20 protein-coding genes are annotated in these 23,252 nt (G+C 42.4%); 14 read left to right on the forward strand and 6 right to left on the reverse strand.

The genetic code is table 11. The features are described 5' to 3' along the window. Nucleotides 1-25: 25 nt before the first annotated feature. A complete protein-coding gene (gene pdxR / locus AC1XUD_RS00860; RefSeq protein ID WP_483359042.1) occupies nucleotides 26-1,504 on the reverse strand; it encodes a MocR-like pyridoxine biosynthesis transcription factor PdxR in 1,479 nt (492 codons plus the stop codon). 80 nt (nucleotides 1,505-1,584) lie between these two features. Here pdxR and AC1XUD_RS00865 point away from each other — a divergent pair, with 80 nt between their 5' ends. From AC1XUD_RS00865 to AC1XUD_RS00875, 3 genes are all read left to right on the forward strand, one after another. After that, nucleotides 1,585-2,229: a pyridoxamine 5'-phosphate oxidase family protein gene (locus AC1XUD_RS00865; RefSeq protein WP_483359043.1), complete on the forward strand. Its 645-nt coding sequence runs from the start codon at nucleotides 1,585-1,587 to the stop codon at nucleotides 2,227-2,229. Nucleotides 2,230-2,373: 144 nt separating this feature from the next. Next, complete coding sequence (locus tag AC1XUD_RS00870; RefSeq protein ID WP_483359044.1) at nucleotides 2,374-3,408, forward strand: aldo/keto reductase; 1,035 nt, start codon at nucleotides 2,374-2,376, stop codon at nucleotides 3,406-3,408. A 530-nt stretch (nucleotides 3,409-3,938) separates the two neighbouring features. Continuing rightward, nucleotides 3,939-6,446 carry a putative Ig domain-containing protein gene (locus tag AC1XUD_RS00875; protein ID WP_483359045.1) on the forward strand — a complete coding sequence of 836 codons (2,508 nt, stop codon included), beginning with the start codon at nucleotides 3,939-3,941 and terminating at the stop codon, nucleotides 6,444-6,446. A gap of 84 nt (nucleotides 6,447-6,530) precedes the next feature. Here AC1XUD_RS00875 and AC1XUD_RS00880 read toward each other — a convergent pair whose 3' ends face one another. Then, nucleotides 6,531-6,926 (reverse strand): response regulator, encoded by a 396-nt coding sequence (locus AC1XUD_RS00880; RefSeq protein ID WP_483359046.1) that lies wholly within the window; start codon nucleotides 6,924-6,926, stop codon nucleotides 6,531-6,533. 708 nt (nucleotides 6,927-7,634) lie between these two features. Here AC1XUD_RS00880 and AC1XUD_RS00885 point away from each other — a divergent pair. The 3 genes from AC1XUD_RS00885 (at nucleotide 7,635) to AC1XUD_RS00895 (ending at nucleotide 10,153) form a co-directional block, all read left to right on the forward strand. Continuing rightward, complete coding sequence (locus AC1XUD_RS00885) at nucleotides 7,635-8,123, forward strand: hypothetical protein (RefSeq protein WP_483359047.1); 489 nt, start codon at nucleotides 7,635-7,637, stop codon at nucleotides 8,121-8,123. A gap of 377 nt (nucleotides 8,124-8,500) precedes the next feature. Further along, on the forward strand, nucleotides 8,501-8,959 hold the full coding sequence (gene mscL / locus AC1XUD_RS00890; RefSeq protein WP_483359048.1) for a large conductance mechanosensitive channel protein MscL: 459 nt from the start codon (nucleotides 8,501-8,503) through the stop codon (nucleotides 8,957-8,959). A 960-nt stretch (nucleotides 8,960-9,919) separates the two neighbouring features. Then, complete coding sequence (locus AC1XUD_RS00895) at nucleotides 9,920-10,153, forward strand: hypothetical protein (protein WP_483359049.1); 234 nt, start codon at nucleotides 9,920-9,922, stop codon at nucleotides 10,151-10,153. A 44-nt stretch (nucleotides 10,154-10,197) separates the two neighbouring features. Here AC1XUD_RS00895 and AC1XUD_RS00900 read toward each other — a convergent pair whose 3' ends face one another. From AC1XUD_RS00900 to AC1XUD_RS00915, 4 genes are all read right to left on the reverse strand, one after another. Beyond that, nucleotides 10,198-11,469: a replication-associated recombination protein A gene (locus AC1XUD_RS00900; protein WP_483359050.1), complete on the reverse strand. Its 1,272-nt coding sequence runs from the start codon at nucleotides 11,467-11,469 to the stop codon at nucleotides 10,198-10,200. A 94-nt stretch (nucleotides 11,470-11,563) separates the two neighbouring features. Next, a complete protein-coding gene (locus tag AC1XUD_RS00905; protein ID WP_483359051.1) occupies nucleotides 11,564-12,145 on the reverse strand; it encodes an RNA polymerase sigma factor in 582 nt (193 codons plus the stop codon). Nucleotides 12,146-12,301: 156 nt separating this feature from the next. Then, the gene (gene ade, locus AC1XUD_RS00910; RefSeq protein ID WP_483359052.1) at nucleotides 12,302-13,939 is read right to left on the reverse strand and encodes an adenine deaminase; all 1,638 of its coding nucleotides are present in this window, start codon (nucleotides 13,937-13,939) and stop codon (nucleotides 12,302-12,304) included. 165 nt (nucleotides 13,940-14,104) lie between these two features. Continuing rightward, nucleotides 14,105-14,977 (reverse strand): AraC family transcriptional regulator, encoded by an 873-nt coding sequence (locus AC1XUD_RS00915; protein ID WP_483359053.1) that lies wholly within the window; start codon nucleotides 14,975-14,977, stop codon nucleotides 14,105-14,107. Between the two features lie 246 nt (nucleotides 14,978-15,223). Between AC1XUD_RS00915 and AC1XUD_RS00920 the strand changes: the two genes are divergently transcribed. The 8 genes from AC1XUD_RS00920 to AC1XUD_RS00955 all read left to right on the forward strand — a co-directional run bounded on the left by AC1XUD_RS00920 (nucleotide 15,224) and on the right by AC1XUD_RS00955 (nucleotide 23,179). Further along, nucleotides 15,224-16,876: a UxaA family hydrolase gene (locus tag AC1XUD_RS00920; RefSeq protein WP_483359054.1), complete on the forward strand. Its 1,653-nt coding sequence runs from the start codon at nucleotides 15,224-15,226 to the stop codon at nucleotides 16,874-16,876. 142 nt (nucleotides 16,877-17,018) lie between these two features. Further along, a complete protein-coding gene (locus AC1XUD_RS00925; RefSeq protein ID WP_483359055.1) occupies nucleotides 17,019-17,792 on the forward strand; it encodes an SDR family NAD(P)-dependent oxidoreductase in 774 nt (257 codons plus the stop codon). A gap of 111 nt (nucleotides 17,793-17,903) precedes the next feature. Beyond that, the gene (locus AC1XUD_RS00930) at nucleotides 17,904-18,770 is read left to right on the forward strand and encodes a fumarylacetoacetate hydrolase family protein (RefSeq protein ID WP_483359056.1); all 867 of its coding nucleotides are present in this window, start codon (nucleotides 17,904-17,906) and stop codon (nucleotides 18,768-18,770) included. 75 nt (nucleotides 18,771-18,845) lie between these two features. Next, nucleotides 18,846-19,682, forward strand: coding sequence for an amidohydrolase family protein (locus AC1XUD_RS00935; protein ID WP_483359057.1), 837 nt, complete (start codon nucleotides 18,846-18,848; stop codon nucleotides 19,680-19,682). A gap of 189 nt (nucleotides 19,683-19,871) precedes the next feature. Continuing rightward, the gene (gene fucP, locus AC1XUD_RS00940) at nucleotides 19,872-21,239 is read left to right on the forward strand and encodes an L-fucose:H+ symporter permease (protein ID WP_483359058.1); all 1,368 of its coding nucleotides are present in this window, start codon (nucleotides 19,872-19,874) and stop codon (nucleotides 21,237-21,239) included. Further along, nucleotides 21,236-21,568, forward strand: coding sequence for an L-rhamnose mutarotase (locus AC1XUD_RS00945; RefSeq protein WP_483359059.1), 333 nt, complete (start codon nucleotides 21,236-21,238; stop codon nucleotides 21,566-21,568). Before fucP ends, AC1XUD_RS00945 begins: the two co-directional genes overlap by 4 nt. Before the next feature lie 137 nt (nucleotides 21,569-21,705). Next, a complete protein-coding gene (locus AC1XUD_RS00950; protein ID WP_483359060.1) occupies nucleotides 21,706-22,398 on the forward strand; it encodes an endonuclease/exonuclease/phosphatase family protein in 693 nt (230 codons plus the stop codon). Nucleotides 22,399-22,402: 4 nt separating this feature from the next. After that, nucleotides 22,403-23,179 carry a (Fe-S)-binding protein gene (locus AC1XUD_RS00955; RefSeq protein ID WP_483359061.1) on the forward strand — a complete coding sequence of 259 codons (777 nt, stop codon included), beginning with the start codon at nucleotides 22,403-22,405 and terminating at the stop codon, nucleotides 23,177-23,179. Nucleotides 23,180-23,252: the final 73 nt, after the last annotated feature.

Here is a 23,252-nt window from a genome sequence, read left to right on the forward strand (position 1 = left end):
TTTAAAATAAAGATTCCTGAGTTGCTTAGCCTTTTACCACCTTCTCCAGAATAGATACACAAATTTCTAATTCCTCAGGTGTGCTGGATGCGAAACCTAATCTCGTTCCACCGCGCATATGTTCTGGCATATTTAAAATCGCTCCGTCCGAAAAGTATAGATCGTTTTGAAGGGCTTTTTCCGAAATTGAAGCCAGGTTAATTCCTTTTTCAAAATTTGCCCAAACTGCCATGCCACCTTCGGGTATATTAAACGAAACGTAATTGCTGAGTTTGTCTTTTAGTAATGAACAGAAGGCATCCCGGCGCTCCCGGTATATGCGCAGCGATTTTCGCAAATGCCTTTGAATGAGTCCTTCTTCGAGCATATCCGCCATCGCGCCTTCCAAAACCACGTCTCCCTGCCTGTCCACAAATCGTCGAAGTTTGGAGAGATATGCAATCACATCCACCGGCCCGATCAAGTAGCCGACTCGGAATGCCGGAGATATCGTTTTGGTAAAAGAACCACAATACAACACCATGCCCGTCGGGTCTTCACTTGCTAATGGCATCAAAGGTCTGCTTTGGTAATGGAAATCATAGTCATAATCATCCTCAAAAATGATAAAGCCATATCTTTCTGAAAGTTGAAGGAGTTTAAGTCTGCGGTCAGCGCGGAGTGTTACCGTAGTCGGGTAATGATGATGAGGAGTTATATACAGCATTTTGACAGGCTGCTTTGCACATATTCCCTCCAGATAATCAACATCAATTCCATGCGCATCAACCGGAATTCTGATCGATTTGACTTCTGCCTTGTCAAAATTCCGGATCGCCCCACTCCAGGTCGATTCGCCAATGGCGACTATATCACCTTTTTCAAGCAGACCTTGACAAGAAAGGTAAAAACCCATCATTGTTCCGCGCGTGATCAGGATATTGTCGGCACTGATGCCGAGGCCGCGTGAGGTATTGAGATATTTGGATAGTTGTTCACGAAGTTTCAACAGTCCTGCCGGATCGCCATATCCCAATTGGCTATATGGATTTCGGATCAATATCTGGCTGCGAATTGCCCGCGTCAGTTCTTGTAATGGTGCAATTCCGGGGTCGGGGAAACCGTCGTCAAGATGATACCTGGCATTATTTTTTAAAAACGGGAGGTCTACTGACGGGTTATTATTGAATTTGTAACCAGCCCTCGCTGCTATTTTCGTGTTCGGGAGCGCATCTTTTGTCAACTTTTGAGGTTGAATATCAGGCAGATTTTGAGCGATAAAAGTGCCATGGCCAACATTGCTTTCCACAAGCCCCTGGGCCAATAGTTCATCGTACGCCACGACGATCGTTTGCCGATTCAATTTCAGAAAAGTCGCCAAAACACGGCTGCTTGGTAGTTTCTCTCCCGGTTTTAACCTGCCGGCTTTGATCATGTGTCCCAGTTGATCTGCAATCTGGACATATACCGAAGTTTTTGATGTTTTGTCAACCCCTAGTTGTTTATACCAAACTGACGATTCCATTGGACTATTAAAACTTATGATATTGGACTATTTAACTATTCCAATTTAGGTGAAATTTTGTTAAAAAAATAGTACTTCTTATGACAAAATCTCATCTCCTTCCAAGCCGCTCGGCAAAAAAAGCAACTTTGGATCCATCTGTTATTTATTCTATTCTGGATGAAGCTTTATTTTGTACCATCAGCTATTCTATTGATAATATGCCCTTTTCAATTCCTACGGCCTTCGTAAGGGAAGGAAATCAAATAATAATCCACGGTTCGGTGGGCAGCCATTTTTTGCGGGGAATTGAAAGCGGTATACCTGTATGTATATCAGTAACTTTGGTTGATGATCTGGTGGTTGCCAAATCTGCATTTTCGCACTCTGTTAACTACCGCTCAGTCATAATTTTTTCGAATGCGGTGAAGATTGAAAGCATGGAGGAGAAGTCGGAGAATTTCCAGAAGCTGACAGAAAAGATAGTACCTGGCAGTTGGGAATACCTTCGTCCGATGACACAAAGCGAAGTGAAGAAAACAATGGCGTTGACATTTTGTATTGACGAAGCTTCGGCGAAAATAAGAACCGGTATGCCCATGGATGAGCCTGAAGATCTGAACCTCCCTATATGGTCCGGATTGATACCGATCGCACCTAAAAGGGGCGTCCCGATTGCTGATAATACAAGTCGGGATATCCCGTTGCCGCCGCATCTTTCGGGCCTAGGCAATGAACGGAAGTAATCTGTTTTCATCCGGTGGTTAAGTGAAAACAGTCACTGTCCTTGTTACTAACTTTTCAAACCCCTATTTTTAATGATATAAGGAGGGAGACCAGGGCGCTGCTCAGTCTCCTGGTAAATCATTCACAAATTCAATCATTAAAATATGGAGTACAGACAATTGGGAGGCTCAGGGCTTCGGGTTCCTGTTTTAAGTTTCGGTACGGGTACTTTTGGAGGGACAGGTGATTTCTTCAAAACATGGGGAAATACGCAGGTTGATGAAGCGACAAGATTAGTAAATCTGTGTCTCGATGCAGGTCTTAACTTATTTGATACTGCCAATGTATATTCCCTGGGGCTGAGTGAAGAGATACTGGGAAAGGCTATCACGGGTTTGAGAGATAAAGTTCTGTTGTCGTCCAAAGCAACTTTTAAAATGGGAACAGGCCCCAATGACTTTGGTTCTTCCCGTTACCATATCATTAAAGAATGTGAAGCTAGTTTGAAACGGTTAAATACCGACTATATTGACATTTACCATATGCACGGTTTTGATGGCATTACGCCAGTGGAGGAAACATTGAGTGCCTTAAATGATTTGGTTCAAAGTGGGAAGATCAGATATATAGCATGTTCCAATTTTTCGGGATGGCATTTGATGAAATCGCTGTCCGTTTCTGAACGGTATGGCTGGTCGAAATACATAGCACATCAGGCGCATTATTCGCTTTTAAGTCGGGAATTTGAATGGGAATTAATGCCCTTGGCTTTAGATCAGAATGTTGGTACGATTGTGTGGAGCCCGCTGTCGGCGGGACGGCTTGGGGGTAAATACCGGAGAGAGAATCCTGCCCCTCAGAATAGCCGTGTGGCACAGGGAGGGGGCGAGGGGCCTGAAACGCCTCCTGAAACTTTTTATAAAATAATAGATACCCTCGACGCGATTGCGCTTGAAACGGAAAAGAGTGTGGCACAAATAGCCTTAAACTGGGTTCTACAAAGGCCAAGCGTTGCGAATGTTGTCATCGGAGCTCGTAATGAGGAACAGCTGAAAGAGAACCTGGGAGCGGTAGGATGGAGTCTTTCTGTCGATCAAATTAAGCGTTTGGATATTGTAACTGAGAAAGAGCCTACATATCCGTACTGGCATCAAATGAAGAATAAAGACTTGAATCCTACACCTCATTTTTATAAGTAGTTTTCTATAGAAATATTTCTAAAGAAGGAAAGAATCGCCGATATAGCGATTCTTTTTTTATAGGATAATACTAAGAGTAAAGTAGTATTAACAAAGATAAAATAATTTGATTAAGCGTCATATGCATATATTTTGGCTGGTTTCGGTGCTTCATTATTTTTGAATTTTATATTCTTCGAAAGAAATAATGTAGAAATAATTTGCAAAATAGGCTTTTGTTTTTGAGATTAGTACTGTTGTTGACTTGACAACTATCAGGGAGTCGGAGTATAAAGACGATATATTAAGATAATATTTCAAGAATAAGTAGTTTTTTATTACGAATTAGATCCTCACTCTTCACATAATTAAGACAATTGAGTTCTGAAAAACTTTAACGGTCAATTTTGACCGGCTGGTCGTCCTATGCTTATATGTAGTTAAAATTACATATGATATAGAATTATAGCTCTTATTTAATAAAATAAGTTCTATAGTTGTTTTGGCGAAAAATCAAAAGCAGTATCAGTTTTTAATTAAATTAACATGTGATGAAACGAAATTTACTTTCTGCCACGAAGGCCTTGATATCTGGCCTTGCCTTAGTTATTGCCTTGTTTACGAGCGTTTCTAACGGCGTTTATGCTCAGACATATGCAACTGGCGCCTCTCCGAGGAGTGGTGCAACAAATTGCGCACTGGGTTGTTTAGATACCGGAGTTTCATCTCCTGAGAATGCTGCCACAAGTGATAACACTACCAAGGCCACTATGTTTTCGGAAAAGGCTATTTTAGGCGCATCCGGTGGTTCTGCTTTTCTAACGTTGAGATTCCCAGCGAATGTAGATGCCCAGAAGACGGTATACGTTAAGATAGACGCGCCGGTCGTAACTGGCTTGGTGACAGGCGTGTTAGGTATTGTCGGGCTCGCAGGGACGAATATTACAGCCACTCTGCGGGAAGGCGCGAGTACATCAACCGACGGCACTTCTATTGCTGCAACAACAAGGGTTGTGACAGACGCTACCGGTACCAATTACTTTCTGGCTATCTCCCCAGGAGCCGCTAATACTACCCAATTTAACGCCGTAAGGCTACTAGTCGAATCCCCGAATCTGGATCTTGCATCCAGTATTACAATGAATGTTTATAATGCGTTTTATTATCCGGACGGCGGAGATGGCGACTGCGGATTGCCACAATATATATCCTTAGGGGAAGGCAGCGGGCTCACTGTTGAAGTGATAACAAGTCCATTCGTTAATCCGGACGGTGCAATTGACGGCAATCTGGCAACGACAGCACAGATTGGAGCAGGATTGGTCAACGTGGGTGCCTTTTCTGAATTGTCTCAAACCATTTTTTTTAAGAACGAGCAATCTGCTTCTAATCAGGTAGTTATATATTTCTCTACAGGTGCAGCAATAGCGGACGTTAGTTTATTGGGAGGCTTGAGTGTCCAGGCATTCGATGGGGAGGCGCCGATTGCAACTGCCAGTCCATTCTCCTCACTACTTAATTTGACCTTATTAGGCTATCCTTCGGGTTTGCCGGCCAACACGGTAGTTCCGGTCTACTTGACCCCTTCGGCAGCTTTCGACAGGGTGAAAATAACATTGAGCAATACGGTAGATCTCACTGTTTTGGGGGGAGGTATATATATAAGGGATGTTGCAGCAGTTCCGCCTAAACCCACCCTTACCTCTAAACTCGTTTATCAGTTTGCAGGAGCAACACCTTCTGTGAGTGCAACCAGTACCGGAAACTCTGTAGTTTGGAGAGGACCGTTACCAGCCGTTACTGATCTCGCGGCAGCATCGGCGAGTCCGGCTGCCTTCCCAACGACAGTGTCATCCAATGGAGAGTTTGTGGCTGTTGCGTATATGCCAGGGTGTACCGTCTTTGGTTCTGACAGCACAAAATTGCGGGTGGTTGTACTGGCGGATGCTTCGACAACAATTCCATTTGGCGTTAACGGCACTGCTATTGCCGCAGGAGGATCTATCAAAGCATCCAGTTCAGGGCACACGTTCAACTATACATCTACTGGGCTTCCTACTGGCTTAGCACTTGATCCTGCAACAGGGGCAATCACCGGAACACCTACCCAAACAGGCAGTTTTACTGTGACCGTTAGTATCTTTGAAGGTGCCGTGAATACCGGATTAACTTTGACGAAAACAGTTACGGTTTATGATGAAATGGTATTTACAGGAGGCCCGTTCGATCCAGTTAATGTGAACAGCGCAAGTTACTCGCAAGATATCTCGATAGCCGTAACACTGCCGGCTTCCGGAGGGAAAGGTCCTGGCTTCTATGTATATAGTCTTACACCAACCATGCCTTCCGGCCGCCTTTCGGCGATAATGGCGGTTCCTACAGGGCTTAATTTATCAACTGCCGGGGTCATTTCCGGGGATCCTGGCGGAGTAGCGGTTGGGGATTACACTTTCCCTATATATGTGAGTGACGGCGTACAGGAAATTTCCAGTGATTTCACCATAAGCTTCATTGACGAACCGCTGCCGGTAACACTTTCAGAATTCAAGGCCCAAAAAGAAAGGATGAGTACAGTGCTAACCTGGGCAACTACTGAAGAGGTCAATTTCGAAAAGTTTGAAATTCAGCATAGTGACGAAGGTAAGAATTGGATAGCTCTTGGTGAAAAACTGGCATTACAATTTGGCGAAAGTAGCCGCTCTTATTCGTTTGTCGATATGAAACCGTCGAGGGGTTCCAACTTCTATCGTCTTAAAATGATTGATTTGGACGGATCGTTTGCATATAGTAAGAAGGTATCCCTGGACTTCGGGGCTTTGGAGAAAACGTTTGCGTATCCAAATCCACTTGGGAAGACTCAAAATCTTGAAATAAATAATGGAGATTACCTGGGTATTTCCAATATTCAGGTTATTGATCTTGCTGGCAGGAAAGTTATCGAATCCCGAAATATATCAGCTGCGTTAACTTCGGCGAAGTTACTAGACCCTGGTCTTTATGTAATTCGGATGGAGAGAACGGATGGAGAAGTTAGCGTTCAGCGCCTCATTAAAAACTAAATATTAGTACACTATTCACACAAAAGAGGGTGTCCTTGACAGGGGCACCCTCTAATAACTTAACAACTGTGGAGGATGAGTGGTTTACCAATCACTCTTGACCATCACAAATGCGCTGCCGTCTTTGATTTCAATAATCCGGTCGATAAACTCATCTACTGGAGTATTTTTCTTAATAACAGCATTCACCTTGGCCAGATTAACTTGGTCGGACCCGTAGGAATCAGCGCTCTCCACAAGGATAACGATGGCCATTTCTGCCGGGTAACGACTGCGCAGGTAATTGATCAATGCATTTTCGTCCGCGCCGAGGAATGATTTGTCAACAATCATCATGTCGAAGACTTTATCATAGGCATGCTCAATCAGGCTTTCGACGGATTGATAGATATAGGCGTCAACTATATCTGACTTTCTGATAAGTAATTGTTGAAGGGATTCGGCGAATAGAACATGTTTGTCCAGTATAGCAACTTTCATATGAGGAGGGGGATTGATGTTTCATAACGTTAATGCCAATGGTGCCTGAACACCATTGCTTTTGAAATTTGTTTACTCTTGACCGGGTACTGAAATTCAAAAGTGGGGATGCTTTCCAACCATGATTCAGTTTGCCAACGGCCGACTTTTTAGTTATTGTACTTGCTATTTCTATGGGGACAAATCAAATTGTTTAAGAAATAAGATTCAAATATTTGGGGTGAATGCGAGGGGTAAGACATCGTTGATTTTCAAACTTGAAATTCCAGCCTAATTGGCTCTTTTTTACGTTAAATTAATATACGTAATTATAGTAAGTTTAGCTTTAAGCTATTGAATATCAATACATTAAGCTTAATTGTACTTTTGAAGCTTCACGCTTTCGTAACTACTTGTGATTAAGATGGATACATTGGATACGTGTTCAACAGGCTTGATTGTTAATTTAAGTTTTTTTCTGAAATGTGGCGAACCGTTTAAAATCTGGGGTAAAGAAATTTTTTTCAACAAATGGATTGTGTAGTATAAGGGCCGCCGCGTGTAGATAAAGGCTTAAGATGTTTGATAGGAACCACATCTTTGTGGTATTGACGTGTAGTTGAAAATTTGATTAAGGAATATTTGGTTAAATTTGAATTGAGAGTCCTTTAATGTTTTAAATTTACAAGCTCATTAATTAGTCAAAATATTCTCAACGTTTTTAATAAAATGCCTCGAAAAAAAAGTAAAGTAAAAAAGGTACTCATTAATGCCCTTAAATGGTTTAGTGCGATTGCTCCGATTGTCATCTTTATATATATATTGTATTACTATGGTCAACTGGACTTTCTGAAAGAAAAAAATGAAAAACAGATCAAAACTATTGTGCTCGCTGAAGAAGCAGGACGTTTGGGAGGGAAGGGTGTGAAACCAGAGGTTTTGAAACAGATCAGTTTGGTCAACAATGAATGGCATACCGTAGGAGGGTTGGCAATCCATAATATTACCATCGAAAACAAAAGTAATGAAGCTTTAAGTGGTGTCGAGCTGGAATTCAAGTATCTGTCAGACACTCAGGCAGTGCTTACTGCTAAAATCATTTCCGTCAAATCTGATATTCCACCTCACGGATCTACAAAACTACCTGAGATGAGTGTAGGGTATGTTAATCGCGCCGTTGTGGGGTGCGATATTAGGGTGATTAAGGCCTCTATATAATCTACGTTTTAAATTACCAATTGTTGAATCTGATCCACAATTACGACATGTGATGTAGCAGATTACGTCGTTTTTGGGTGATACATGGCTTTTTTTCGCCGGAATAGTTTTTTAAACCTGCCTTATAAACAAAAGGTAAGGTTATGGTATATTTAATAGAACAATTATTCGAGCAGTTGCCATACGCTTTTGTAGGGGCCTGCGCTTCGGCACTCCTGGCGGCATGCTGGCTTTTATACAGCATCCAGTCTAAATCCCAAATCAGCGGGCCATACCACACTTTCCAAAATCGGTTTCGGCTTACTTCAAAACAATTGAAGAGGTTTCGCTATGGCTCACATTCGTAGCGCCAGGAATATTTTATTAAACGAAATAATATGGGTTTTTTCAAGGACTTCAAGAATTTTGCTGTCCGGGGTAATGTCCTGGATCTGGCAGTAGGGATTATTATAGGCGCGGCATTTGGTAGTATCACTCAGTCGTTGGTAAATGATATGATCATGCCGCCTATTGGTAAATTTATGGGTAATGTGGATTTTTCCAATCTATACATTCCTTTGGATCATCAGCGTGGTATCCACTCCGTGGAGGAAGCCAGAAAAAGTGGGGCGGTTATTGCTTATGGCAAGTTTCTCCAAAGCGTGGTCAATTTTATAGTTATCTCGTTTTCCGTTTATCTTATCGTCCGGCTAGTGATGGTTCTTCAGCATAAAGACAAGGAAATCAAGGAAGCTTCCAGTCCGGTACCGTCAAAGGAAGAAATACTATTGACAGAAATAAGAGATGCAATAAGAGGATTACAGCCGAACGGTGAAACTGGTATCAAACAAAGTTGAGGTCAAGCCAAGATTTGTGCTGAGACAATAATAAAAAAACAACCTGGGGTAATACCTCAGGTTGTTCGATTTTACTCAACGTTATGAGAACCAATTAATGGTTTTCAAGTACAAAGGTATAGAAATTTTATTTAAATACCATAGAAAAGTAATACGTAGCAATTAAAAATTCATTATATTTTTAGCGAGATTAAACGAAATTATCCACACAAAACTGGGGGTTATTATATCCTCTGATAGTAAAACTAGTTGGTCAAAAACATTTTTTTTGTAAAAATAGTTGTGTTTTGGTGAACTCAAACTTAACTTATATTAATCAATTAACCTTTTGGTAGAATTCGTTGATTTAATTCACCGATCAATGTAACTCTGAAATTGGGAGCAGTATTTATTTTTATATGGTAAAGAGGGTGCGTTTGACTTAGTTGTTTGCTGATTTTGTTCAAATCTACACTCCAAGGGGTTTGCCATCATCATAATTTCCCAACCACACGCTTCGACTCAAAAATTTTACATGTTTTTAATATAATAATTTCTCAGATTTATTCAATTTATAGTTTTGGAAAAAGCGACAAAAATGTGACAATTTCCTGACATTCAGGTCTTAAACCTACAAGTTATAGATTTACAATACCGCGTTGCGGTCAGATTGCCGAAAAAGTGGATGCTTATCTAATTGATATAGCAAACAGCGTAAAGATTATCAATACCTTTATACGTAAGTTAGCACAGTGTAACATTTTGATTAGGTAGCGTGTAAAGGTGAGGTGTGCAAAAAGAAACAACCTAGCAATAGACCAACTTAATGAAGCTTTATTTTCTTTGATATATCTTTTTTAATGGTTAGGTTGTTAATATCTTGTAAATTTGGTCTCAATATTCTGTGAATGAGGTGATGAAATTATATTTGTTTTATAATTACGTATCATCGTCAAATTTTATACTGTTATGAACGACATCATGAAAACTAAGACTGAAATTTTGTCAAAGTACCAGTTATTCAGCTCTCCAGAGCGCGGAGATCCAGCCGTCGAAGCCGAGTTGTCAATGCTCATGAAAAGCATGACAACTCCATCTAACGTAAAGAAACTTGAGGCATTAGTCGAGGGGCCATTGGGAATGTCCGCAGACAAGCTCCGGTCTCTAAGGGAGGCTTTTAAGCGGATTGATCAGGAAAAAAAGGATGATGTTTGAAGTTCATAGAAGTGTAGAGTCTTAAAAATATTGGCCAACACGATCTAGTATTGATACCAGGTGTCCCACCACTGCTTTAGTTTTTTACGAAGTTCTTCCTCTCTGACATTTTTTCCGGGTTCATAGAATTTACTTCCTGCAAGTTCGTCAGGCAGGAACGCTTGTTGTGCAAAATTTCCAGGAAAGTCATGAGAGTATTTGTAATCTTTTCCGTAACCGATTTGCTTCATCAACTTAGTAGGTGCATTTCGTAAATGAAGGGGAACAGGCAGATGCGCTGTATTTTTTGCGGCTTCCATAGCCATATCAATCGCGAGATAACTCGCGTTGCTTTTTGGCGAAGTAGCCAGATATATAGCCACTTGTGATAGGATTATCCGACATTCGGGGTATCCAATCACATTCACAGCATCCATGCAGGCGTTCGCCATGATCATTGCCGTTGGATTTGCATTGCCGATGTCTTCTGAGGCCATAATCAACATGCGGCGCGCAATAAAAGAAGGGTCCTCACCGGCAACAATCATCCGCGCCATCCAATATACTGCACCATTTGGATCGCTGCCGCGCAAAGACTTAATGAATGCTGAAATGATATCGTAATGTTGTTCACCTGACTTATCATAGCGGGCAATATTTTGCTGTGCTATATCTGTAACCAGCTCATCGTTGATAATCACCTCATTAACATCGCCGAGGCCTAACACAACCAGCTCAAGCAGGTTCAACAGTTTCCGTCCATCTCCGCCCGAAAGTCTGAAAAGCGCGTCGTAAGATTCAAATTGGATATTTTTTTCTTTTAGCCACGCGTCTTTTTGAATGGCGCGATCAATTAACTTTTTTAATTCTTCTTCACCAAACGCCTCCAGAATATAAACCTGGCATCTGGAAAGCAAAGCCGAATTGATTTCAAATGACGGGTTTTCGGTCGTGGCGCCGATTAACGTTACCTGACCTTTCTCTACCGCACCCAACAGCGAATCCTGCTGGCTTTTATTATATCTATGAATCTCATCAATGAAAAGAATGGCGGGAAACAGGCCAGATGGACGGGCAAGGATTTCCCTTAGATCTTTCACACCAGAACTGATAGCACTTAGGTTGTAAAATTGTCTTTTGGTAATTTCTGCGATCAGGAGTGCCAAGGTTGTTTTCCCAACCCCGGGAGGACCCCATAATATCAAAGACGGAATTGTATTCTGTAAAATAGCTTTCCTGAGTGCTCCATTCGGACCTAGTATCTTATCTTGTCCCACATAGTCATCCAATGTTCTCGGTCTCAGGCGCTCGGCCAGCGGGGTACTTAATATCGTCATTAATTTGAACCAGTTTTATATTGTTCATTACCTTATGAACAAAAAAAGCACGGCATAGTTCTGGCCGTGCTTTCAATAAATATCGTTTGTCGGGCTAGAATGTCAACCTTTCCAAAGTCATTTGTTTCTTTAAATTCCCCAATGCTCCAAAAACGAGGTTATACACCGACTGAATATTGATTTTCATCAAGTCAGCGATTTCGTGGTTGTTCAGGTTCATGTAAAACTTAAGGAAAATAGCTTCGCGCTGGCGACGGGGCAGGCTGTTGATTGCAACATTAAGATGCTGATTGGTTGAATCAAACTCTTCTTCCGAAATCAGATGATTTTCGTGCGACGGCGTATTGATGTGCCAATACTCAACTGGAATGTCTTCGTTGCTTGTGTGTTTTTGTTGTGCATTCAAATGACGTACCAACTTTCTTTTGATAGAAGCCATCAAATAAAAGCGAACGGATGTTGTATCGCCAAGGGTGGATCTGTTTTTCCAGAGCTCTACAAATAAATCATGAATGCAATCTTTAATTAAAGGTTTGTCAATGGTGAACTGCGAACAATACTGATAAAGAATGTTTACGTAAGAGCGATACAGGCAAGCGTATGCATTTTCGTCGCCTTTTCTAAACTGATCCCAAAAATTGAGTTCTTCTTCTTGTTTGTAGCGTAAGTGAGCCATTTTAAGGTTAGGAATTAGGATGTGGGGTTAGGAACTATGTAAGAATAAAGGTCATTATTACACTTGTAAATATATTTATAAAAAAACAGATAAAAAAAATATTTTCCGGATAAAATTACATTTCAAAAAGTTTCCGTCACACTTTCCAAAATCTTGCTAAATCATTTTATGTGAAATTGACACAAATTGGAAGTTTTCGCCATCAAATAACCCTTTGTCACTGAGTTTTAAAGAAGGGATAACTAACAATGCCATGAACGATAAAGTCATATACGGGGACATAAGGCTTGACTTTAATTCTGATTTTACGAACTCGTCTATTGCCGTGTAATCCGCCGCCGCCTTATATCCATCAGTGTCTGTCATCAAACCGGCAATCGGTAACGCTAAAGATCTTTTTGCCCGTTGGGCCACAGCCGAAATGCCGCCTTTGTTTTCGATTACTATATTCACAGCCTTACAAATACTTTCGTCATCGCACCCTACAGCTACTATATTATGAGAGTCATGGGCTACTGACGAAGCAATGGCTCCGACTTTTAAACCAAAATTCTTAATAAACGCAACCGCTGGCTTTTCATTCGAGTACCTGTTGACTACGGTGATTTTAAGAATATCATTTTTAAGATCCGGTGTCCAGAAGCCATTCTCAACTGGCAACTTGACCAGAACCTGATTGGTGATCAATTGACCTTCCAGAGCTTCAATAACCCTGACAAGCATTTCCTCTTTTTCAGCAGGACATAAGAAATCTTCAGGTGCCTTTGGATCGCAGTTAAATTTGTTGACATGCTCGCTCCGCAAATCGGGGAGGAGAGTCGTGTTGTCCTTGGCTACAATTTCACCATTTAGCCAGGTTTGAGAAATATTGAAGTCGGTAAGGTTATCGACCACTATAAAATCAGCAGTGTCTTTTTCCCTCAAAAGCCCGACTGGTAAATTGTAGTGAATTACTGGGTTTACTGAGGCAGCACGCAAAATGTTCCATATATCGTGACCTAATGCCAACGACCTTTTGACTAACACATTAATATGCCCTTCCACCAAATTGTCAGGGTGCTTGTCATCCGAGCAAAACATAACCTCATCGGGAAACTCTGCCAGCAACGCAATCAACGCGTCAAAATTTCTGGCAGCACTTCCTTCTCGGATCAGGATCTTGACGCCGTATTTTATTTTCTCACGCGCTTCTTCATAAGTATAGCACTCATGATCGGTAGAAATCCCATGCTGCGCATATTGTTTGGCCGCTTTTCCCCGCAAACCCGGCGCGTGACCATCAATCGGTTTCTTATAATGCTTGGCCCAGTTGATTTTAGCGATCATATCCGGATCGTTGTTCAGAACTCCGGGAAAATTCATCACTTCCGCCAGGTACCCGATTTCATCTTTTTCCAAAAGAGTTTTGATATCCTCAGGATCCAATATATCACCTGCTGTTTCAAAAACAGTTGCCGGAACGCAGGAAGGTGCACCAAAGCAAAATTTGAATGGCGTTCTTTTGCCATCAGCGATCATATATTCTACGCCGCGCATTCCAAGTACATTAGCGATCTCATGCGGATCTGATACCGTGGCGACAGTGCCATGAACTACAGCCAGCCTCGCAAATTGCGAAGGAGTCAGCATCGAGCTTTCTATATGTACATGCGCATCCACGAAGCCGGGAAGAACATATGGGAAATTGGCAGATTCGGGACCAAGTATACTAATTTGTTCTATGATGGCTCCGTTGATAGAGATTTCGGCAAGATGTATCGTTTTTGCAAACAGGTTGACGAGGTTGGCAATCATATTTAGATGGATTAAAAGAATGGAATGTTGTCGATGAGGCGCTCTAAGAATTTACCCACAACGGTTTTCTTCAATAACCTCTGACCTGGGGTACTGAGAACTTTAAATATAATTCAAAAGCTTTGCCTTCCCTATATAAAGGTGTTAGTCAGCAATGGAAATTTTTTAAATATCCTGTCGAAAACTTTTTTGGTATTGTAGCGGACTTTTTCCCGCGATCATTTTGAAATACTTGTTGAAATTGGCAAAGTTGTTAAACCCGCTTTCAAAACAAACTTGCGCAACACTGAGCTTTTCTTCCTGTAAGAGTTTGCAGGCATGACCGACCCGTAATTCCAGCAAAAACTGGGAGTATGTTTTTCGGCTGCGGCTCTTAAAGTACCGACAGAAAGAATTCGGGCTGATGTTGGCTACTTCCGCTATTTCTTCGATTGTGATTTTCTTCTGAAAATTGCTGACGGAATACTTATAAATTTCGTTGATCCGGTCGGTGTCATGAGGGTCAGGCTCGTGTGGATAATAGGTTTTGGAAAGTACCTTTACTTCCGGGCAGACGGCCAGGGTTTCCAGGATTTCCAGTACTGATATAATAGGATTTGATCGGGAATTGTCCAACAACCCCTGCATCAGCAGTTTGACTTTTTCCGCTGTTTCGCCGTAGAGTTTCATTCCGCTTCGTGCTCGCTTCAAAAGATCCACGATCGCCTTGTTCTCGGGCATGTTCAGGAAAGTATCTCCAAAAAGTTCCGGCAATACGTGAACGACTGTGGCTTGGGCGCTAAGGTTGCTATCGCCTTTAAAATACTTCTCGTCGCATCGCCAATAATGGGGAAGATTTGGTCCGATCAGAAGAAGATCTCCACTTTGAAAATTTTCAATACTATCTCCAACAAACTGAGTACCAGACCCTTGTTCGATATGAACGAGCTCCAGTTCAGGGTGATAATGCCATCGGTTATAAAAGTATAATACGACATCACGCCTGACAGTAAATGACTGTTGGACACCTTTTGGTACTCTTAATAATAGTGGTTTCACGCTTTAAATTACAAAAATGAGAGCCTAGGATAGTTAACTATGCTAATATAGTTTAAGTATTTGCTATTATTACAAAATAATAGGTTGAAATAATTCTATTGCTTTGCTTTATAATTCAAAAACACAAAAAAGTACACAAGGTTAAGTAATTCATATACACTTTCGACTCTTATGCTCTGTTAAGTGGGTAAGTGCTGCAAGAAGTAAGTGAAATATGATTTTTCCGATGTACTTTTTATTTTAACTATGGCGTCAAATATCTTGAAAATTAATGCCTCAGACAACGTAATTGTAGCGCTGAGAGACCTGCCTGAAGGCGAGGTAGTGACTTGGGAAGGGCAGCAATATGCATTGCCATACGGCGTCTCGGCCAAGCATAAATTCGTGACCGAGGATATTGACACCGGCGGGGCGATCATCATGTATGGCGTTTTGGTAGGAAGGGCCAAGCAGCCTATAAAAAAAGGCGAGCCGATTACGACTTTTAATCTAAAACACGATTCTCAGGATTATAGCACGGCCAATCGTCAACCTTACACATATGTTCAGCCGGACGTCAGCAAATGGCAGGGGCGTACTTTCAAAGGGTATCACCGTGAAGACGGGCGTGTTGGAACGTACAATTACTGGCTGGTCGTACCGCTCGTTTTTTGCGAAAATCGCAATGTCCTGATCATGAAGGATGCTTTCGAAAGGGAGCTGGGATATGCACAAACGGATATGTATCGCGAACAGGTTCGTGAATTTTTGCATCTGTATCAGGCCGGGGACACGAGAAAACTGAAAGAACTGGAAGTATTTTCTGACGTTCCACAGATCAAAAAACAGGTTAACCGTCCGTTCCAAAATGTGGATGGAGTTAAATTTTTGACCCACGAAGGCGGTTGTGGAGGTACTCGGTTTGATGCCAACACGTTGTGTTCTCTTTTCGCATCATATGCCGTTCACCCTAACGTTGCAGGTATAACCGTATTGAGTTTGGGCTGTCAGAACTCTGAGTTGACGACGCTTGAAGACGAGATCAAAAAACGTGATCCGCATTTCAACAAACCATTCTACGCGTTTGAACATCAAAAGGGCACTGAATACTCTTTAATGTCAGGTGCGATCAAGGAAACCTTCATGGGTCTAACCAAGATCAACCAATATGAACGTTCCGATGCGCCTCTTTCCAAACTTTCAGTTGGGTTAAAGTGCGGCGGATCCGATGGTTTCTCAGGTATATCTGCAAATCCGGTATTGGGACATTTGTCTGATATTGTGGTTGGTCTGGGAGGACAAACTTTATTGGCCGAGTTCCCTGAATTGAATGGTGTAGAACAAGAATTATTGAACCGCTGTGTAACAGAAGAAAAAGCAGCGAAGTTTGAAAAGCTTATGCGTGATTACGCAGGTAAAGCGGAAGCTGTCGGTTCTGCGTTCGCTTTCAATCCTTCACCTGGCAATATCAAGGATGGGTTGATTACAGATGCGATCAAATCGGCCGGAGCCGCCAAAAAAGGTGGAAACGCATACATATCAGATGTATTGAATTATACCGAAAGAGCGACGGAATCTGGTCTGCACTTGGTATGTACTCCCGGCAACGATGTAGAAGCGACAACCGGGCAAAGTGCTGCGGGTGCCAATATTATTTTATTTACAACCGGATTGGGAACACCAACCGGCAATCCGATTTGTCCGGTTGCCAAAGTTGCGACGAATTCAAATCTTGCCAAAAGAATGCCCGACGTAATAGATTTCGACTGCGGACCTGTCGTCGACGGGATCCAGTCTATCGAGCAAAACGCGGAAAACCTTTTGGAATATGTAATCAAAGTGGCGAGCGGTGAACTTACCAAGGCACAGCAGCTAGGGCAGGATGATTTCATACCTTGGAAAAGAGGGGTTTCTCTCTAAAAGGTAATTTGGAATCTGCTGTCTGGGAACTGCCTGGAAGGTTTTGAGTAAAGAACAGACAATAGAATCCTTTTCTATATAACTAATATGAATTAAGGCGCTTGAATATGTGGCTGGCGCCTTGTTCTTAAATCATAGTTTCATGTTTGAATTAAATGGTAAAGTTGTCCTTGTAACGGGAGGAGCGAGTGGAATCGGTCTGGCGATCAGCCGAACATTTGCGAAACAAGGGGCCTATGTACATATTCTTGAGTTAAACGGCGACCTCGCGCAGCAGGTGGCATCTGAAATAACCTCAGAAGGGGGGCAAGCCGAGGCACACACCGTCGATGTTTCGAAACAGTCGGACGTCATAGGTGTAATTAACGCTATCGCTGAAAAGCAGAAAATTAATATTCTTGTCAACAACGCGGGGATTGCCCATATCGGGAAAGCCGACACAACTTCGGAGGCTGATTTTGACCGCATATATAATGTGAATATCAAAGGTGTATACAATTGCCTTTTCGCAACGATTCCCCATTTGAAAGCAAACGGCGGCGGTGTGATTCTGAATATGGCATCCATCGCGGCGACCGTTGGTATTCCTGACCGTTTTGCATATTCAACAGCCAAAGGCGCGGTATATTCCATGACACTTTCTGTTGCAAGAGACTATCTCGGCGACAATATCCGCTGCAACAGCATCTCGCCAGCAAGAGTGCATACGCCCTTTGTAGACGGCTTTATATCTAAAACCTATCCTGGCAGAGAAGCAGAAATGTTTGAAAAACTATCAAAAACGCAACCAATCGGGCGTATGGCAAAGCCAGAGGAGATCGGTGCCTTGGCATTATATCTCTGTTCGGATGAAGCAGGCTTTATAACAGGATGCGACTATCTCATCGATGGCGGTTTTGAGAAGCTAAACAATTAAGGGAATTCGGCTTTCAGCAGTCGGGCATAAGCATTGAAGGGCTTATAAATATTCAAAAATTTTGATCACTAAATAGCTAACGCCTAACGGCTAACAGCTAACAGCTAAAATATGAAACTTTTTCGCTTTGGAGCATTTGAACAGGAGAAACCAGGAGTAGAACTTCCTGATGGAACACAATTGGACGTATCCGCATTTGGGGAAGATTATAACGAGAAATTTTTTGCTACGGATGGCCTGACCCGTCTTTCGGCATGGCTGGAAACCAACGCAGCCTCCGCTCCTAAGCTTCAGAGTGGATTTCGATATGGATCTTGTATAGCTCGTCCGTCCAAGATCGTATGTATCGGTATGAACTATGCCAAGCATGCATATGAGTCTGGTGCGACGGAGCTTCCCAAAGAACCAATCGTTTTCTTTAAGTCAACATCAGCGCTTTGTGGACCGAATGATCAGGTAGTTATTCCAAGAGGTTCTGAGAAGACAGATTGGGAAGTTGAATTAGCTGTAATTATCGGTAAAAGAGCAAGTTATGTTGACGAAGCTAATGCGTTGGAGTATGTAGCAGGATATGCGGTTCACAATGATTACTCAGAACGCGCATTCCAGATGGAGCGTGGCGGTCAGTGGGTGAAAGGCAAGAGTAATGATACTTTTGCGCCATTGGGGCCATATTTTGTTCCTTCGTCTGAAATAGAAAACGCTAATAATCTGGATTTGTGGCTTTCGCTGAATGGTAAAAAAATTCAGGACAGCAATACTTCGGATATGATTTTCCATATTCCTTTTTTAGTAAGTTATCTGAGCCAGTTCATGAGCTTGCTTCCGGGCGACGTGATCACGACAGGTACTCCGGCTGGGGTTGGTTTGGGTATGAAACCGCAGGTCTATCTGAAACCGGGCGACATCGTCGAGCTTGGGATCGAAGGTCTTGGAACCCAAAAGCAGGAAGCCATTGCTTGGGCACCAGGTAAATAATTTAGAAATGAAGTTCGGGAAATTGCGGTACTCCGACATTTTCCGAACTTCTTCCATATATCAGTTCAGTCAGGAATGGTAGTAGATTCGCATCAGCATTTTTGGATATTCGATCCGGTTAGGGATTCATGGATTTCTCCTGAAATGGAGGTGATCAGAAGGGATTTTGTTCCGGCAGACCTAAAGCCAGTTTTGGAGGAAAACGGAATAGATGGGTGTGTTGCAGTTCAGGCAGATCAGTCAGATGCGGAGACGGAATTCCTCCTACATTTAGCCGAAGCGAATGATTTTGTATTGGGCTTGGTCGGCTGGATTGACTTGAAAAGCAAAGATCTTTATGACAAATTGGAAAGATATGCATTGTACGAAAAACTGAAGGGTTTTCGGCATATCGTTCAGGGAGAAAAAGATGGATTCATGCTTCAGCCTGAGTTTATAAGCGGTGTGAGAGCACTTTCTGCTTTTGATTTTACATATGATATTCTGGTATATCCGCATCAATTGAAAGAAGCATATGCATTTGCGAAAGAGCTTCCGAACGTTCGGTTTGTGCTGGACCATATTGCAAAACCGTACATCAAAAAGGCGGAAATTGAACCTTGGGCAACAGACATTAAAAAGCTTGCTGAGCTCCCGAATATCAGTTGTAAACTATCCGGTATGGTAACAGAGGCAGACTGGAAAAGCTGGAAATCCAGCGATTTTACGCCATATCTGGAAACTGTTCTGGAAACCTTTGGTACGGATCGCACCCTGTTCGGTTCCGACTGGCCAGTGTGTCTTCTAGGGGCAGACTATAAGGAGATGAAAGGAATCCTGGAAAGTAATATCAGCACGCTGTCCGAATCCGAAAAGGTAAAAATAATGGGAGAAAACGCTATGCAGTTTTATGGGCTGGAAGCTGGGCTCTAGCTGCTGGCTATTAGCTTTTAGCGCTTAATTGTCTGGATAGCCAACGCTCGTTTTTCCGATCAGCATTCTAGACATGACAAATATTTTTTTAAACTATATAATTGATATTGAATTGGTTATGTTGGGTCTGGACTCTCAATAACAGCTAACAACCTTTTCCCAAACCTATAACCTAAATCTTAACCTAGAATGGCATCAATACAATCGCAGGAAAAAGTTACCATTAAAAATGAAAGTGGAGGAAAGAGGAACTATATGATTCCTTTGATTTTAGTGACAAGTCTATTTTTCTTGTGGGGATTAGCCAACTCTCTCAACGGATCTTTAATCAAGCAATTTCAAATAGCGCTCGACCTCAATAGATTTCAGGCAGGTGTGATTGATTTTGCGTTTTATATGGGATATTTTTTCATGGCATTGCCTGCGGGCTATTTTATGAAAAAATATGGCTACAAAAAGGGAATAATTTTAGGGCTTCTTCTTTACGCAACCGGAGCATTTTTGTTCTACCCCGCAGCGTCTTTACGTGAATATAGCTTCTTTTTGTTTGCACTTTTTACGATCGCGAGTGGGTTAGCGTTTTTGGAAACTGCTGCAAATCTGTACGTTACTGTTTTGGGCGACCCGGAGAAATCTGAATGGAGAATTAATTTTGCCCAGTCTTTTAATGGCATAAGCCTGGTTCTTGGACCAATTATCGGTGCTTTGTTTATATTCTCTCCCATCGAATATTCCAGGGAAGCGCTGGCAGCGATGCCTGTGGCGGAGGCCGAGCAAGTAAGGATTGCGGAGGCTTTGTCTGTTCAGCCACCTTATCTGGCAATAGGTTCGCTTGTATTATTTGTGACTTTACTTTTTGCTTTCACAAAAATGCCGGAAGTGGGAGCGGCGGAGTCCGAAAGTACCCAGAAAATATCTATCCTATCACTTTTTCGCCATAAACATCTTACCGCGGGGATTATCGCCCAGTTTTTAAATGTGGGTGCCCAAACCGTGTTATGGGGCTATTTTGTTGATTTTAAATTAGACTTTGCGAGAGAAGCTCATTGGACACTCGCGGAAGGTTATATGAACATAATTAACTCGATTACAGGTGTAAAGACGGTACTGACAACCACCCAGATAGCGGGATATCACGCTTCATTCGCATTGGTATTGTTCCTTTTAGGACGGTTCATTGGAACAACATTAATGAGTCGTTTTGCTGCTTCCCGTGTTCTGCTTTGGTACGCTTCCGGTGCGACATTCTTCTTGATATTAGCGATGATGACCGGTGGGCTGACCGCAGTGATCTGTCTAAGTCTCACCTATTTTTGCCAGTCAATTATGTTTCCGACAATTTTTGCATTGGCGACTAAGGGTTTAGGGATCGAGTCTAAACTGGCGTCTTCGTTGTTAATCATGTCAATAGTAGGCGGTGCCATCATGCCGATGATAGCAGGTGCGTTATTCAAATTCGGACCAACCTACGCGCTGATCGTACCGGTAGTTTGCTTTGCATATGTAGTATATTTTGCGGCAGTTGGTTCAAAGATTAAAGATTCATCGATTCAATGAAAAGATATTGTTTGGCTGTAGACCTGGTTGACGACCCTGTGATGATTGCTGAGTATGAAGCATATCATAAGAAGATCAAACCGGAAATAGAGAAAAGTATTCTGGATGCCGGTGTAACGCAAATGGAAATTTTCAGGTCGGGAAACAGGTTATTCATGATTATGGAAACCGTCGATGATTTCAGTTTTGAAGTGAAAGCGAAGATGGATGCAGAGAATGAGAAGGTGCAGGTTTGGGAAAACCTGATGTGGAAGTATCAACAGGCAATGCCAACCGCCAAACCAGGCGAAAAATGGGTGCTGCTCGATCAGATCTTCGCTCTGGTGTAAACCGGATTGTAAGCTGAGTGTCTTTGGGATGAAGTAAATAAATTCTATTGAAGAGACTGATATCATATCTTTTGATAGTTTGTTTTGCCGCTTTTTTGAGTTCCTCCCAACCCAGAAAAGCCGTAGAAGTTAAGATCATGAGTTTTAATATCAGGCATGGAATTGGGATGGATGAGGAGTCGAATTTGCTGGGTATATTGAAAATCATTCAGGAGCAGAAGCCGGATATTGTCGCTTTGCAGGCAGTGGATAGCCTTATAAATCAGTCGAAGGTTCAATTTCAGCTCAGGCAATTGGCCACGCAGACGGGTATGGATTACAGCTACGGTGTTGCAGAGCAGTCGGAGAGTGGTTCGCAGGGAGTTGGCCTGTTATCGGTTTGGCCTTTTGAAAAATCGCAGACGATTAATTTGCCTTCGACACCGGGATCAGATCCCAAAATATTGTTGTGTGGACTGATCAAACAATCCAGAAATCTGACTTTCAGGTTTTGCAGCTCTCGGCTGGAATATGCATCAGTTATGGATCGGGCACTTCAGTCGGCATATATCAATAGGATGCTGGAGGAGAGTATCCAGCCGGTTTTGCTGGGGATGGATATGGGAGCACGGCCAAATGAACAGCCTTATTTTTCATTTCGAAAAAAATGGCGGGACGCGGCGCAGGGCTCGCAATTACCAACCTGGGCGGAGGGCCTTCCCGGCGACAGACTTGATTATATATTCGTTTTGCTTAACAATAAGGTTCGTGTTAAAAATTATAAGGTAATTAGAAATCACCCTGAGGTTTCGGATCACTATCCCATTATTGCAACCGTTGAATTCTGGTAAAAACATGAACATATCTAATTTAAAAATCGGACTTTTTATTCCTTGCTATGTGGATCAGTTTTATCCGCAGGTAGGAATAGCGACGTTGGAGTTATTGGAAAAACTGGGTTGCACGGTCGTTTTCCCGTTGAACCAGACGTGCTGTGGCCAGCCGATGGCCAATTCGGGCTTTGAAAATATGACATCCTCATGCAATCAGCTTTTTTATGATTGCTTTTCTGATTGTGACTATATCGTCTCTCCATCAGGAAGTTGCGTTCTTCATTTGAAGGATCACCTGAAAGTGGACGGCAAACCGGACGAGTCAAAAGTAATTAGGAAGAAGGTATATGAGCTGGTGGAGTTCATCACAGATATATTGGAAATAGATTCGATTGCTGCCGAGTTTCCGCATAAAGTGGGGCTTCATCAGGGGTGTCACGGTCAGCGTGGACTGCATTTATCGCAAATGTCTGAATTGAACGCCGCGCCTTTTTCAAAACCGGAAAGACTACTGAATAAAGTCAACGGATTACAGCTAATTGATTTAGACCGGAAAGACGAATGCTGTGGCTTTGGTGGAACATTCTGCGTGAGCGAGGAAGCTGTGTCGGTAAAAATGGGTAAGGATCGCGTTGCAGATCATATCAAGCATGACGCTGAATTTATAACGGGCTCGGATATGAGCTGTCTGATGCATTTAGAAGGGATATTAAAACGCAGAAATTCGAATGTTGCGGTGAAGCATATTGCTGAGATTTTGAATAGTGCTGTAAAACAAATACCGGCACCCATTGCATGAGTACCGGTATCTTACAAAGTTTATGGAAGCGGGCCACATTGGCCGCGTTGGCTCAGAATCTGAGAAGCCTCAG

Source organism: Dyadobacter sp. HNCC25DJ184 (genome assembly GCF_056895215.1).

What these genes read in the sequence shown, in the direction of transcription:
- AC1XUD_RS00955 (WP_483359061.1), top strand. Translation starts at nt 22,403, where the DNA reads ATGAACATATCTAATTTAAAAATCGGACTTTTTATTCCTTGCTATGTG.
- mscL (WP_483359048.1), top strand. Translation starts at nt 8,501, where the DNA reads ATGGGTTTTTTCAAGGACTTCAAGAATTTTGCTGTCCGGGGTAATGTC.
- AC1XUD_RS00950 (WP_483359060.1), top strand. Translation starts at nt 21,706, where the DNA reads ATGAGTTTTAATATCAGGCATGGAATTGGGATGGATGAGGAGTCGAAT.
- pdxR (WP_483359042.1), bottom strand. Translation starts at nt 1,504, where the DNA reads ATGGAATCGTCAGTTTGGTATAAACAACTAGGGGTTGACAAAACATCA.
- ade (WP_483359052.1), bottom strand. Translation starts at nt 13,939, where the DNA reads ATGATTGCCAACCTCGTCAACCTGTTTGCAAAAACGATACATCTTGCC.
- AC1XUD_RS00930 (WP_483359056.1), top strand. Translation starts at nt 17,904, where the DNA reads ATGAAACTTTTTCGCTTTGGAGCATTTGAACAGGAGAAACCAGGAGTA.
- fucP (WP_483359058.1), top strand. Translation starts at nt 19,872, where the DNA reads ATGGCATCAATACAATCGCAGGAAAAAGTTACCATTAAAAATGAAAGT.
- AC1XUD_RS00875 (WP_483359045.1), top strand. Translation starts at nt 3,939, where the DNA reads ATGAAACGAAATTTACTTTCTGCCACGAAGGCCTTGATATCTGGCCTT.
- AC1XUD_RS00870 (WP_483359044.1), top strand. Translation starts at nt 2,374, where the DNA reads ATGGAGTACAGACAATTGGGAGGCTCAGGGCTTCGGGTTCCTGTTTTA.
- AC1XUD_RS00920 (WP_483359054.1), top strand. Translation starts at nt 15,224, where the DNA reads ATGGCGTCAAATATCTTGAAAATTAATGCCTCAGACAACGTAATTGTA.
- AC1XUD_RS00945 (WP_483359059.1), top strand. Translation starts at nt 21,236, where the DNA reads ATGAAAAGATATTGTTTGGCTGTAGACCTGGTTGACGACCCTGTGATG.
- AC1XUD_RS00905 (WP_483359051.1), bottom strand. Translation starts at nt 12,145, where the DNA reads ATGGCTCACTTACGCTACAAACAAGAAGAAGAACTCAATTTTTGGGAT.
- AC1XUD_RS00885 (WP_483359047.1), top strand. Translation starts at nt 7,635, where the DNA reads ATGCCTCGAAAAAAAAGTAAAGTAAAAAAGGTACTCATTAATGCCCTT.
- AC1XUD_RS00880 (WP_483359046.1), bottom strand. Translation starts at nt 6,926, where the DNA reads ATGAAAGTTGCTATACTGGACAAACATGTTCTATTCGCCGAATCCCTT.
- AC1XUD_RS00900 (WP_483359050.1), bottom strand. Translation starts at nt 11,469, where the DNA reads ATGACGATATTAAGTACCCCGCTGGCCGAGCGCCTGAGACCGAGAACA.
- AC1XUD_RS00935 (WP_483359057.1), top strand. Translation starts at nt 18,846, where the DNA reads ATGGTAGTAGATTCGCATCAGCATTTTTGGATATTCGATCCGGTTAGG.
- AC1XUD_RS00895 (WP_483359049.1), top strand. Translation starts at nt 9,920, where the DNA reads ATGAAAACTAAGACTGAAATTTTGTCAAAGTACCAGTTATTCAGCTCT.
- AC1XUD_RS00865 (WP_483359043.1), top strand. Translation starts at nt 1,585, where the DNA reads ATGACAAAATCTCATCTCCTTCCAAGCCGCTCGGCAAAAAAAGCAACT.
- AC1XUD_RS00925 (WP_483359055.1), top strand. Translation starts at nt 17,019, where the DNA reads ATGTTTGAATTAAATGGTAAAGTTGTCCTTGTAACGGGAGGAGCGAGT.